Raw genomic sequence first — 11,966 nt, 5'->3', positions numbered from 1 at the left:
ATAGAAAAAAGAGGATGATTTGTCTTGTCGTCAAATGAAATCAAACAATCGCTCAAACTGTACATCGTATTGTCAAGGGCCAATAAGGCAATAAATGAAGTGACAAATCAGTTTTTTCAGCAAAATGGAATCAATCCGACAGAATTTGCTGTGTTGGAATTGTTATATCATAAAGGTAGACAGCCCTTACAAAAAATAGGAAGCAAAATTTTATTGGCCAGCGGTTCGATCACATATGTGGTCGATAAACTTGAAAAAAGAGGTTTAATCAAACGGGTATCCTGTCCTTCAGATAGAAGAGTCACTTATGCGGAAATTACCGAAAAAGGTGCCGCCTTCATGGAAAAAATATTTCCGGAACATGAAAAAAATTTGCACGAGTTGATGAATGCATTAACCCCGGAAGAAAAGGATACCGCCATTGAATTGTTGAAAAAATTGGGGTTATCGATCAAAGATTTGTCTTATTAATTAATAAAGAGCTGTTCGACTTGTGCGAACAGCCCTTTTTTGTGGAAACGGAACGGGTTTCAAGACCCTTCGGAAGATTATTTTTCTTTGATTGTCAGCCCCATTTTGATAAGAGCATCTTTCAAATCGTAATCTTTTTGGTCATATACCGTTAAACGGACAAGAAGATTGCCTTTTTCGTAAACGATGCCGACCACTTCGTCATTTTCAATTGTCGCGATATACGCAATGGAATTTGAAATTTCCGGATGTGATTTCACCGCTTCACTGATATCGAACGGTTCATAGTCGCTGATTGCTGCCATCATTTCTTGTGTATTTTTTACAAGATTATCATAATCCGCCTCTTCTTTTGGCATCACTTCAATGCGCATGTTGATGGCATCGTTATCTTGAAGGAACAGCAATTCTTTTCCGGGCTCTTCTTTTGTAAGTTCATAGCCTTCCATAATTTGAATCGTATAAAGATCTTCTTCTACATTGGCAGTTTCAGCGGTGCGTGTTTCGTTATTGGAAGTGTATTGAATTTGATTTTCATTTTGATTTGCATTTTCTTCTTGTTGAGTTCCGTTCTCTTTTGCACTTTCATCTTCAATGTTGTTTGTTTCCTCTTCCGTCTCCTGGTCTGTATTGTCAGGTTCGGCATTCTGGTCTTCCGCTGTTCCACATGCGGCAAGCAATAAAATAAGTAAAAGGGATGTAAATAAAAGTTGTAATTTTTTCATTCTCCAGCCTCCTTGATAATAAGACGGTCTCTGCTTTCAAAAAGTTTCATCTCCCGGTCAATAATGGATAAAAGGCAAGATGAAAAACAACAGCAAAACATAAATTTCATGCGCGACAATGACTAAAGGTATGCTTTGCTTCCACTCATATAAAAGGCCGAAAATAAGGGAGATGATGAATGCACAAATAACGCCCGGAATAAATCCGCTCAACGCAATTGTCAGTGCAAACAAAACGCTTGTCATGATGCATGAAAGGATTGGCGGGACGTATTGTTTGAGAGCATGCTGAATATAGCCGCGCCAAAACATTTCTTCACCGATAACGATAATAAAGATGAGCAGTAAATAATGCCAAATATTATTTGGACCATAAGTTTCCAAGAATTTTCGGATCGTTTTGACGGAACCGTGATCCACGGTTTTTAGCAAAATGTAGCTGAGCCGTACAACTCCGTAAGTGATTGTACCAAATCCGATTCCAAATAAGATATACTTCCAAGTTGGGAGTTCATCTTTGAATTTCCCGAAAAGGATGGAAATGGCGATGCCAACGAGGAGAGTGAACGTATATAGATGCCAGAAGATATTTTTTTCTTCGAAGGTGAAATACATGCTAATAAAGATGAAAGCAAGAGAGAGAAGGAGTACAATCAAATGTTTGGATGATTTCATGTTTTTTGCCTCCTTTGATATCATATTAACAAAAAAAATTCCCCCTATCATCTATAACCAATGAAAAGGGGAAGGTTTTTTTATTCTAAATGATTTTTTGATTCTATAATTTTATAACGTTTATGATTAACGACCGTTTTTTCTTCCAAATCCAATTCCCGATAGTTGGACATGATGGTTAAATCAACAATCACCGAGTTGTCGTTCACTTTTTCCACCAATCCGCGAAGCCCGTCTTTGAATTCGATGATATCTCCCACTTCAGCAATTTTCATAGGCATGCTCCTCCTTTTAAGCTACTATGAAGTTAGTTTGCATGATAATAGAACAAAAGTAAAGTGATTTTCGAATAATTTCTGTCAACAAGCAATATGAGGAGGTTAAGGATGATGAATAAATATAAAATGATGATTGAAAAGTTAAAAAACGGGGAAATAGAAAGTATAGAAATTACGAAAGAGGAATTTTGGGAGTTTCGAGAAGTGCTTGTGAACGATGAAAAATTTAAACATTTCCGAGGGGAAGCAAAGCAGGGGGGAAGGGTCATCTATACGTATTCGGAAAAACCGCGAGCATAAACCTTCCTCAATTCATTAGAAAGAGGGGATCAGGACATGGAGCAATTATTAATTCAATTGGAGCAAATTCGGGAAAAAATGATCCGTTCGGGTTTGGAGCACGGCCTGCATGCTCCGAAGACGATTCGGCTAAGCGAACAGTTGGATCAAATCATCAATCAATATGTTCAAATATCCCTGCTGCTAATTGCGAAAAAATAAAAAATTTTTCAATATTTTGTTATAAAATGCATGTCAATGGGAAATAGTATTTTTTGAACACAGCAACATTCTCATTTTCCCCCTTTTCAAGCAGCAATTTTGCTGCTCTTTTTTTATGGAAAATAATCTTTTTTTTACATATCAACAATTCCCCTTTTATATGGTACATTACAAGAAAGTGTAAAATATACATAAATTTATATCTTAAAGGGGTGTTGGGTGACAATGAGTCAAAAAAAGATCGCATTTATCGGCACGGGTGTGATGGGATCAAGCATCGTCAAACATTTATTGAAAGCGGGTTTTGAAGTGACCGTGTACAACCGGACAAAAGCAAAGGCGGATCCTCTGATTGGGCTTGGGGCTCTCTGGGCTGATACACCTGCCCTTGCTTCAGAAAATGCGGATATCATTTTTACAATGGTCGGTTTTCCTAAAGATGTGGAAGAAGTATATTTTGGGGAACATGGGATTTTCCGGACGGCCAAAGAAGGTTCCATTGTTGTGGATATGACCACTTCAAAGCCAAGTCTGGCCAAAGAAATTTATGAGGCCGCCAAGGAAAGAGGGGTCCGGAGTTTGGATGCACCGGTGTCCGGCGGAGATATCGGGGCGAGAAACGGCACGCTATCCATCATGGTTGGCGGAGATGAAGAAGTATTTAAGGAAATGCTGCCGATTTTTGAGTTGTTCGGTTCCAATATCGTTTATCACGGAGGCGCCGGCGCCGGCCAGCACGCAAAAATGTGCAACCAATTGCTGGTGACGACCAATATGATCGGTGTTTGCGAATGTATCGCTTACGGCATGAAAGCGGGACTGGATTTGGAAAAAGTGCTGCAATCCGTTTCCACTGGTGCAGCCGGCTCCTGGTCATTATCGAATTTGGGACCGCGTATATTAAAAGGGGACTTGGATCCCGGTTTTTATATTAAACATTTCATCAAGGATATGAAAATCGCTTTGGAAGAAGCGGAAAAAATGGAGCTGGATTTGCCTGGATTGAAACTGGCCAAAGAAATGTATGAGACGTTGCTGGAGAAAGGGTATGGGGATTTTGGCACACAGGCGTTGATCAAATATTATCAAGTGTAAGTTTTACAAATTCATAGACTGATAGGGGCGATTTTATTGAAAAAACATTTGGGCGCGAGGAGTCAATGGGCATTATATTTTTCCCTTCCGATTCTTTCATGGGCATTGTACGATTTTGCCAATACAATTTTTTCATCCAATATCAATACGGTTTTTTTCCCGTTTTATATGGATGAAGTGCTCGGTACAGATCAGGTGATGGAGCAGGTGGCAAGCACTTTCATTTCATATGCGAATGCTTGCGCGAGTTTCTTTTTGGTGCTGTTTTCCCCTCTGTATGGAGTTTGGATCGACCAAACCGGTTATAAAAAGCGATTCATCGTGTGGTTTGCGTCCATATCCATATTTTTCACATTTATGATGGGGGTATTTGCGCATCTGGATGTTTCTTCTCAATTTTCAGGGTTGCCCCTCAGTCTTTGTTTGGTTGTTCTCAGTTTTGTCATTGCAAAATTTTGTTTTAATTCGAGTTTAGTATTTTATGATACGATGTTGGGAGATCTTGGCAAGGGAGATGAAATCCCGTTAATTTCAGGATTTGGGGTCGCTGTTGGTTATCTGGGAACGATTGTCGGTTTACTCGTCTACTTTTTCGTGCAGGATGGCGGTTTCCATCGGGCTTTTATTCCAACAGCCATACTGTATTTGATCTTTTCTCTGCCATTGTTTTTCTTTATTAAAGACTCCCCGATTCCGAAAGAAAATCGAAAAAAGATCCGTTTTATTAAAGGGTACAGAGAAATTGTCGATACTTTTAAAGATATGAAAAAATACAAAGCAATTTTTACATTCATGATTGCTTATTTTTTCTTGAACGATGCCATTCAGACAACGATTGCCATGATGGCTGTGTATGCAACGATCATCGTCGGCTTCACCTCCGGGCAATTTATTTTATTATATTTGGTGAGCACCATTTCCACCGTGATTGGTTCGTTCGTGTTCGGCAACATTACAAAAGCGATCGGTGCGCGGAAATCTGTTGCCATTGTGAGCGTCATCATGATCATTGCGCTCATTATCGCGGTCTGCGCCACACAGGAATGGATGTTTTGGATTGCAGGCAGCATGTTTGGCGTGTCTCTGGGTTCCATGTGGGTGACATCAAGAACGTTGATTATTGAATTATCGCCTGAAGAAAAACGCGGGCAATTTTTTGGACTGTTTGCTTTTTCCGGAAAAGTATCATCCATCATCGGACCGGCATTGTACGGGACAGTGACGCTCTTATTGAAAGATTATGGCACTCTTGCTTCACGGGTTGCCCTTGGATCGTTGATTGTATTGACGGTCATTGGATTGATCGTCCATTTGCAAGTCAAACAAGATCAACGGCAAATTTCCGATTAAAAAAGCTGGTGTAGCATTACATAAGGAAGGGATGATTGAAATGGAGCAAAAAGGGATATTATTGGAATCTGGAACGAATGAATTGGAAATTGTCGAATTTGAGGTGGCAAACAATAAGTATGGAATCAATGTCATTAAGGTGAAGGAAATTATCCAGCCGATTCCTGTCACAATTATTCCCCATGCCCATCCGCACATAGAGGGGATTATTCAGCTCCGCGGTGAAGTGCTGCCGGTTGTGGATATGTTGAAAGTGCTTGGAATCAATAATGGGAAATACAGCGATCAGCAAAAATATATTGTGGCTGACTTTAACAAATTGAGAGTCGTTTTCCATGTGGATAATGTAACCCAAATTCACCGGATCTCATGGACTCAGATCGAAAAGCCTTCGGATATTTATCAAGGCAGCTCAAACCAGGTGATCGGCGTTGTGAAGATAGGAGAAACGATGATCTTGCTGCTGGATTTTGAAAAAATTATGATGGATATTAATCCGGATTCAGGTATCAGTGTGGAACCGGTGAAAAAATTGGGAAAACGCGAACGTTCCGAAAAGAGAATTGTTGTGGCGGAAGATTCGCCGTTGTTGCGTAAATTGTTGAATGAAACATTATCCGAAGCGGGTTATGGAAATCTGGAGTTTTTCGAAAACGGCAAAGATGCATATGATTATTTGGAGTCCTTGCTGGACAAAGGCGGAGATATTTCAAAATATGTCCAATTGGTTGTAACGGATATTGAAATGCCGCAAATGGATGGACATCATTTAACGAAGAGAATCAAAACCCACCCGGAATTGCAAAAGTTACCGGTTGTCATCTTCTCCAGTTTGATTACCGACGATCTTCGACATAAAGGGGAACAAGTGGGGGCGGATGATCAAGTATCGAAACCGGAAATAGCGGATTTGATTTTGAAAATTGATGAATTGATTTTGTAATCCCCTTACATTGCATATACATACTGTTTCAAGCCGGTTGCTTCAAGGGCGCCGGCTTGTGTTTTATTTTTATTCGTTGAACCGTCACTGTTCCTATGTCAAAATATTGATAATATTTCAATATTCAAACAAGGGAGAAGGGACTTAATTCCGTGGAAACATTCAATACAGCCATCATCGATATTGGTTCGAATACAATCCGCTTAGTGATATACAGTTACAGCAAGAAGGCGGGATTGCATGAAATCAGCAATGTAAAGAAGGTTGCCAGATTAAGAAAATATATTCAACGGGATGGAAACATGTCTGAAGAAGGCATTGAAAAATTAAAAAATACGTTGATTTCATTTAAACATATTTTGGAAGACTTTGATGTGGCAAAAATGAAGGTTGTTGCAACCGCGGCAATCCGGCAGGCAAAAAACAATGAAGAAATCCTTTTGCGGATGGAACAGGAAATCGGGATCAAAATCGAATTATTGTCCGAAGAAGAAGAAGCCTATTTCGGCTATTTGGCGGTCGTTTACTCGATGGATCTTCCTTCAGCCGTAACCATCGATATCGGCGGAGGATCAACGGAAATCACGCTTTATGACAATAAAAAACTGCAGCATTTCTTCAGCTTTCCATTTGGCACGGTTTCATTAAAACAAAGTTTTGTCTCTGGGGATAAAATTAATGAAAAAGAAAAAACCCGACTATACCAATATGTAAAAAAACAGTTCGAAAGTTTGGGCTGGATCGGCCAAGTGGGATTGCCCGTAGTTGGAATCGGTGGAAGTGCAAGAAATCTTGCCCAAATCCATCACCATTTGATCGATTATCCCATCTCCGGTCTTCACCATTATGAAATGGACGGGGAAGCGTTAAGAAATCTCGGGGATTATTTGGGAAGACGAACTTATGAACAATTGATCCAAATCGAGGGATTATCCTCCGACCGGGCGGACATCATTGAGATTGCTTTAGTCGTCTTTCAAACATTGATGGAAATTGTCAATACAGATTCCTTTTATATCAGCAAAAGCGGACTGCGGGAAGGGTTGATCATCCATAATGTGATGCAATCCAATCCGGAAGCTTTTCATCTCGACAACATTTTTGAAGAATATGCCAACCACCTCGCTTTTAAATACGGCAGAACGGAGGAAGAAGTCGCCAATTTGGTGAATTTGGCGGAAAACTTATATTTGGAAAGCTGTAAACTCAACTTATTGCCTTATAATGAAGAACATTTTCAATTATTAAAAAAAGCGGCAAGCGTGTTTTCGATTGGGGATTACATCGAAATCGATTCATCGAATCAACACACGTTTTATTTGCTGGCCAACCAATCGATTCCGGGCTTGAACCACAAAGATCGGGTAAGGATTGCATTATTGGCGTCCTACAAGAATAGAGATTATTTTAGACGTTTAAGCCGGCCGTTCCGTACATGGTTTACCCGGGAAGAATTGAAAATGTTGAGCCAGTTCGGGGCATTATTAAAATTTGCATATTCATTAAATGTTTCCAAAAGAAATGTCGTAAAAAGTATTAAAATGGAATTAGAAGGGGATAAACTGATTCTTTATGTCTATGTAACAAACAGGGCGATGGCGGAAATTTACAGGGCCGAAAACCAAAAGAAACACATTGAACGGTTGTTTAAGAAGAAATTAAAAATCGAGTTTAACAATGAAGGGTGGAATGAGTGATGAGTACTGAGACAGGACTAAACTTTTCTGATAGGGAGAATTTTGCGGAAGTCGATGAAGTGAATGAAATCGATAGGCAGAAAATGCTGGAAGAAATTGCGAAACCTGAATATTACAACAACAGGGAACTCAGCTGGCTTGCATTCAATGAACGGGTGCTGGAAGAGGCGGAAGATGAATCAAATCCTTTATTGGAACGCTTGAAATTTCTGGCCATATTCAGCTCCAATTTAGACGAGTTTTTCATGGTTCGGGTGGCGGGACTTCAAGATCAGGTCCGTGCAGGATTCCATAAACCGGAAAATAAAGCCGGCTTGACTCCAAAGGAACAATTGGAAAAGATTGCGGAAAAAACCCAAGCCCTTGTGCGAAGACAGATGGAAGTCTATAAACATCTTGTTTACGAATCGCTTCCAAAAGAAAAGATACACTTGGCGGATTTAAAATCATTATCCTTTGAACAGCACCACTATATTAATGATCTGTTTGAAGAAACGATTTTTCCGGTATTGACGCCGATTGCGGTCGATGCTTACCGCCCGTTTCCGACTTTGCAGGGAAAAACGCTGAATTTGCTTGTCATGTTGGAAGATGTGAGGGCATCCAGCGAGTTTAATGAGAAAGTGGCGATTGTCCAGGTGCCGTCGGTATTGAACCGCTTTATTGAAGTCCCAACCGGAACGGACGAAAAAGTGTTTGTTTTATTGGAAGATGTGATCACTTCCCATGTGGATCGATTATTTTACGGCTATAGAGTGAAATCGGTACAGGCATTCCGATTGACAAGAAATGCCGATTTGACGATTCATGAAGAAGGTGCACAAGATTTGCTCGTTGAAATTGAAAAGGAATTGAAAAAGCGCAAATGGGGATCTGGAAGCAGACTGGAAGTGCGGGAAGGCGAAATGGACGATGACGTATTGGAATATTTATTAGACGAATTTGAACTGAGCGAATCCGATGTATTTAAAATTGACGGTCCCCTTGATTTGACCTTTTTATTTAGTTTTGTGAAAGAGTTGTCAAAGGGAAGGGAACATTTATTGTATGAAAGCTTTATTCCTCAGCGGCCGCTGGATTTGGAGTCGGATGAGGATATCTTTGAGAAGGCCCTCGAAAAAGACCTTTTCTTCCATCATCCATATGAGTCCTTTGAGCCGATTGTGGAATTCATTACGGAAGCGGCAAATGATCCATCGGTTTTAGCGATCAAGCAAACTTTGTATCGGGTAAGCGGCAATTCACCGATCATCCAGGCATTGAAACAGGCGGCTGAAAATGGCAAGCAGGTGACCGTCTTAGTGGAGTTGAAGGCGCGGTTTGATGAAGAAAACAACGTGCACTGGGCGAAAGAGTTGGAACAGTCCGGCTGCCTTGTCATTTATGGAATGCATAATTTAAAAACCCATTCGAAAATCACCCTTGTCGTTCGGCGGAAGAATGGAAAAATTGAGCGCTTTGTCCATTTGGGAACGGGCAATTATAACGATGCGACGGCAAAAATCTATACGGATATGGGCATTATTACAACAAATAAAGAATTTGGCACCGATGCGACGAACTTTTTCAATTATTTGAGCGGCTATACGGAGAAGCCGAAATTCCACCATATTGTTGTTTCCCCTTATGATATTCGGGATAAGTTTATTGAATTGATTGATGAAGAAATCGAATACCATAAGAAATACGGTAACGGTTTAATCCGCGCCAAAATGAATGCACTGACAGATAAAGATTTAATTATGAAACTGTATGAAGCTTCCATCAATGGAGTCAAAATCGAGTTGCTTATACGCGGAATTTGCTGTTTGCGGCCGGGCATTCCAGGTATTAGTGAAAACATCACCGTTACAAGCATCGTCGGACGTTTCTTGGAACATTCCCGCATCTACTGGTTCCATCATAACGGAGAAAATAAAATCTTCTTATCTTCAGCGGATATGATGACCCGGAACATGGTACGACGGGTGGAAATATTGTTCCCGATTTATTCGGAAGAAATCAAAAAACGGGTGATGCATATTTTATCCACCCAACTTGCGGATAATGTGAAAGCGCGCATCCAGGACCACAGAGGGAAATACCATTATAAGGAACGCAAGGAAGGAGAACCAATCATCAACAGCCAGGAGCAATTTATTTTGGAAGCGATGAGAACCGTTGTAGTGGAAGAATGACATTAAATTTTAAAGATCAATCCACTCCCTTCAGGGTACGGAATAAAAAGATTGAAACGGCACATACTTTTTGTAACTCTAGGAAGGGAGTGTTTGCGGATGAACAGTGTTTGGACAGTTTTAACCATTATCGTGAGCATCATTTTAATTGGAGTATCGTATGTGACGACTGTCGGTGTCATGAAGAAAACGGATGAGCGGGCTTCCACGACAGACGTGCCAATCAGCAGGATGGTTCGCGATCATCCCATCTTGATGAATCCAATCATTCTAATGTATGTGGTGTTTCTTACGTTTTTAGGAATTTTGATCTTTTACTTATGGGCAAAATACGGTTATTAAATAATTTAATTTCAACCTTCAACCCGAAATTCATGTGCCATTGTCATGGTCAAAAATCTGTCAAATATGATATGATATTGGTAAGTGCGGTCCTCATGGAAGGGGTTGAAGGTTTTGATTTCAACAAAGACACGGGCTTTTTTAGAAACGCCAATCAGTGATTTCATCATCCCGGCGGAAAAAGTGGCCCACGTATTGGTCGGAAACAGCGCCGAGCATGCGCTATTGGTTCTGACAAAGACAGGATATTCGCAAGTACCGGTACTGGATACAAACTTTAAGATTCATGGATTGGTAAGTTCCAAAATGATTACAGAATCCATACTTGGGCTGGAACGCATCGAATATGAGAAGTTGGCCCATATCAAAGTGGATGATTGCATGGAGCGGAATGTGGCTTATTTGAGAATCGATGATACTTTTAAAAAAGCATTGGATCTGGTCATTAACCATCCATTTTTATGTGTTGTCGATTATGATGGCACATTCGCCGGAATTTTAACACGAAGAGTGATTTTGAAGCAGCTGAAAAAATATATTTATCAAACATTAGATTAACAGTTGAAAATCATCGGCAAAATCCATAAGGAAAGAGGATTTTGTCGATTTTTATTGAATTTTTATGTAGTGTATTTTTTTGGAGTGATTGGATGACAACAACAGAAGCAGAAATTATAAAAATATTGGCGGAAGAACGGAACATGCGCAAGGCTGCCGAGCGGCTGTTTATCACCCAGCCGGCCTTGTCCCAGCGGTTGCAGTCGATTGAAAAATATTGGGGGACGCAATTATTTATCCGCTCCCAAAAAGGTTTGACACCGACACCGGCAGGAGAATTGGTCATTCAGTATGCCATTGAAACATTGCAGAAGAAGGAAGAAGTGCTTGAAAAGATTCAGGCCCTTGATTCAAAAGTGCATGGTACACTAAAGATCGCTTGTGCATCGATTGTCGGAATCAACTGGCTGCCAAAAGTGCTGAAAGAATTTGTCACAACTTATCCGGATGTAAAAATCTCTTTAATTACCGGTTGGAGTTCAGAAATTGTAAGAGCGATTTACGATGGGGAAGCCCAAGTGGGAATCGTCAGAGGACAATCCGAGTGGAAAGGGAAAAAAATGCACTTATTCCGGGACACGATGTATTTGGTCGATACGGAAATACAGAGATTGGAAGAAGTTTTAACGACGGAACGGCCTTTTATTCAATTCAAGAGCGATTCCAATTATTATCAGGAAATTCAAGTTTGGTGGCAGGAGCATTTCGCTTCCAGTCCAAAACGGCAAATTATTGTGGATCAAATTGAAACTTGCAAGCAGATGGCGCTCAATGGGATCGGTTACGCCATTTTACCTTCCATCACATTGAACGGAGGGGAAAATGTCAATAAAATCGCACTGACATCCGGCAATCATGATATCGGGTTGACACGGGACACTTGGCTGATTGGCTATGAATCTTCCTTCCAATTACGCCAAGTGGCGGCTTTTGTTGAAATCGTGAAAAACCATGCCCATTCCGTCAATGAAACTTAAAGCGCATATCGTAAGAGCAAATCGGCAAAACAACATTTTCCGATTTGCTCTTTTTGTGCGCCCGGCATGTACATGAACTATAGGGTGTAAGTCCCGAACCCCGAAGACAGAAGTAGAGGTTAGCCAAGAGCAAGGGTGTCCGTGGTGACGCGGAATCTGAAGGAAGCTGGAGGCAAA

General features: G+C 40.6%; 14 protein-coding genes. 11 read left to right on the top strand and 3 right to left on the bottom strand.

The genetic code is table 11. From position 1 onward, the window contains the following. The first annotated feature begins 24 nt into the window (after positions 1–24). Positions 25–471, top strand: coding sequence for a MarR family winged helix-turn-helix transcriptional regulator (locus ACFPOH_RS15770; RefSeq protein WP_342470060.1), 447 nt, complete (start codon positions 25–27; stop codon positions 469–471). A gap of 77 nt (positions 472–548) precedes the next feature. On the opposite strand, the gene ACFPOH_RS15765 is transcribed toward ACFPOH_RS15770, so the two are convergent. The 3 genes from ACFPOH_RS15765 to ACFPOH_RS15755 all read right to left on the bottom strand — a co-directional run bounded on the left by ACFPOH_RS15765 (position 549) and on the right by ACFPOH_RS15755 (position 2,146). After that, positions 549–1,196: a hypothetical protein gene (locus tag ACFPOH_RS15765; RefSeq protein ID WP_342581069.1), complete on the bottom strand. Its 648-nt coding sequence runs from the start codon at positions 1,194–1,196 to the stop codon at positions 549–551. A 57-nt stretch (positions 1,197–1,253) separates the two neighbouring features. Then, positions 1,254–1,871 (bottom strand): CPBP family intramembrane glutamic endopeptidase, encoded by a 618-nt coding sequence (locus ACFPOH_RS15760; protein ID WP_342470058.1) that lies wholly within the window; start codon positions 1,869–1,871, stop codon positions 1,254–1,256. Positions 1,872–1,951: 80 nt separating this feature from the next. Continuing rightward, positions 1,952–2,146, bottom strand: coding sequence for a YkvS family protein (locus ACFPOH_RS15755; protein WP_342470057.1), 195 nt, complete (start codon positions 2,144–2,146; stop codon positions 1,952–1,954). Positions 2,147–2,260: 114 nt separating this feature from the next. Here ACFPOH_RS15755 and ACFPOH_RS15750 point away from each other — a divergent pair, with 114 nt between their 5' ends. The 10 genes from ACFPOH_RS15750 (at position 2,261) to ACFPOH_RS15705 (ending at position 11,789) form a co-directional block, all read left to right on the top strand. After that, entirely contained in the window at positions 2,261–2,449 is a 189-nt protein-coding gene (locus tag ACFPOH_RS15750) for a hypothetical protein (RefSeq protein WP_342471170.1), read from the top strand. Between the two features lie 36 nt (positions 2,450–2,485). Next, on the top strand, positions 2,486–2,650 hold the full coding sequence (locus ACFPOH_RS15745) for an aspartyl-phosphate phosphatase Spo0E family protein (RefSeq protein WP_342470056.1): 165 nt from the start codon (positions 2,486–2,488) through the stop codon (positions 2,648–2,650). 225 nt (positions 2,651–2,875) lie between these two features. Further along, the gene (locus ACFPOH_RS15740) at positions 2,876–3,745 is read left to right on the top strand and encodes an NAD(P)-dependent oxidoreductase (RefSeq protein WP_390310579.1); all 870 of its coding nucleotides are present in this window, start codon (positions 2,876–2,878) and stop codon (positions 3,743–3,745) included. 36 nt (positions 3,746–3,781) lie between these two features. Beyond that, the gene (locus tag ACFPOH_RS15735) at positions 3,782–5,095 is read left to right on the top strand and encodes an MFS transporter (RefSeq protein WP_390310578.1); all 1,314 of its coding nucleotides are present in this window, start codon (positions 3,782–3,784) and stop codon (positions 5,093–5,095) included. Between the two features lie 40 nt (positions 5,096–5,135). After that, the gene (locus tag ACFPOH_RS15730) at positions 5,136–6,038 is read left to right on the top strand and encodes a chemotaxis protein (protein ID WP_342470054.1); all 903 of its coding nucleotides are present in this window, start codon (positions 5,136–5,138) and stop codon (positions 6,036–6,038) included. Positions 6,039–6,190: 152 nt separating this feature from the next. Continuing rightward, positions 6,191–7,735, top strand: a complete 1,545-nt coding sequence (locus ACFPOH_RS15725) for a Ppx/GppA phosphatase family protein (protein WP_390310576.1) — start codon at positions 6,191–6,193, stop codon at positions 7,733–7,735. Next, complete coding sequence (locus ACFPOH_RS15720; RefSeq protein WP_390310575.1) at positions 7,735–9,912, top strand: RNA degradosome polyphosphate kinase; 2,178 nt, start codon at positions 7,735–7,737, stop codon at positions 9,910–9,912. The genes ACFPOH_RS15725 and ACFPOH_RS15720 overlap by 1 nt, the downstream gene beginning before the upstream one ends. Before the next feature lie 99 nt (positions 9,913–10,011). Beyond that, positions 10,012–10,254, top strand: coding sequence for a short-chain dehydrogenase (locus ACFPOH_RS15715; RefSeq protein ID WP_342470052.1), 243 nt, complete (start codon positions 10,012–10,014; stop codon positions 10,252–10,254). 114 nt (positions 10,255–10,368) lie between these two features. Next, complete coding sequence (cbpB, locus tag ACFPOH_RS15710; RefSeq protein ID WP_342470051.1) at positions 10,369–10,812, top strand: cyclic-di-AMP-binding protein CbpB; 444 nt, start codon at positions 10,369–10,371, stop codon at positions 10,810–10,812. 92 nt (positions 10,813–10,904) lie between these two features. Further along, a complete protein-coding gene (locus tag ACFPOH_RS15705) occupies positions 10,905–11,789 on the top strand; it encodes a LysR family transcriptional regulator (protein ID WP_342470050.1) in 885 nt (294 codons plus the stop codon). Positions 11,790–11,966 lie beyond the last annotated feature (177 nt).

Source organism: Ureibacillus suwonensis (assembly GCF_042655065.1).
In the GTDB taxonomy this organism is placed as follows: Bacteria; Bacillota; Bacilli; order Bacillales_A; family Planococcaceae; genus Ureibacillus; species Ureibacillus suwonensis.
Note: the sequence above shows the minus strand (reverse complement) of the source record. Positions and strands in the feature narration are given on the sequence as shown.

What these genes read in the sequence shown, in the direction of transcription:
- ACFPOH_RS15765 (WP_342581069.1), bottom strand. Translation starts at nt 1,196, where the DNA reads ATGAAAAAATTACAACTTTTATTTACATCCCTTTTACTTATTTTATTG.
- ACFPOH_RS15760 (WP_342470058.1), bottom strand. Translation starts at nt 1,871, where the DNA reads ATGAAATCATCCAAACATTTGATTGTACTCCTTCTCTCTCTTGCTTTC.
- ACFPOH_RS15755 (WP_342470057.1), bottom strand. Translation starts at nt 2,146, where the DNA reads ATGAAAATTGCTGAAGTGGGAGATATCATCGAATTCAAAGACGGGCTT.
- ACFPOH_RS15750 (WP_342471170.1), top strand. Translation starts at nt 2,261, where the DNA reads ATGAATAAATATAAAATGATGATTGAAAAGTTAAAAAACGGGGAAATA.
- ACFPOH_RS15745 (WP_342470056.1), top strand. Translation starts at nt 2,486, where the DNA reads ATGGAGCAATTATTAATTCAATTGGAGCAAATTCGGGAAAAAATGATC.
- ACFPOH_RS15740 (WP_390310579.1), top strand. Translation starts at nt 2,876, where the DNA reads ATGAGTCAAAAAAAGATCGCATTTATCGGCACGGGTGTGATGGGATCA.
- ACFPOH_RS15730 (WP_342470054.1), top strand. Translation starts at nt 5,136, where the DNA reads ATGGAGCAAAAAGGGATATTATTGGAATCTGGAACGAATGAATTGGAA.
- ACFPOH_RS15720 (WP_390310575.1), top strand. Translation starts at nt 7,735, where the DNA reads ATGAGTACTGAGACAGGACTAAACTTTTCTGATAGGGAGAATTTTGCG.
- ACFPOH_RS15715 (WP_342470052.1), top strand. Translation starts at nt 10,012, where the DNA reads ATGAACAGTGTTTGGACAGTTTTAACCATTATCGTGAGCATCATTTTA.
- ACFPOH_RS15705 (WP_342470050.1), top strand. Translation starts at nt 10,905, where the DNA reads ATGACAACAACAGAAGCAGAAATTATAAAAATATTGGCGGAAGAACGG.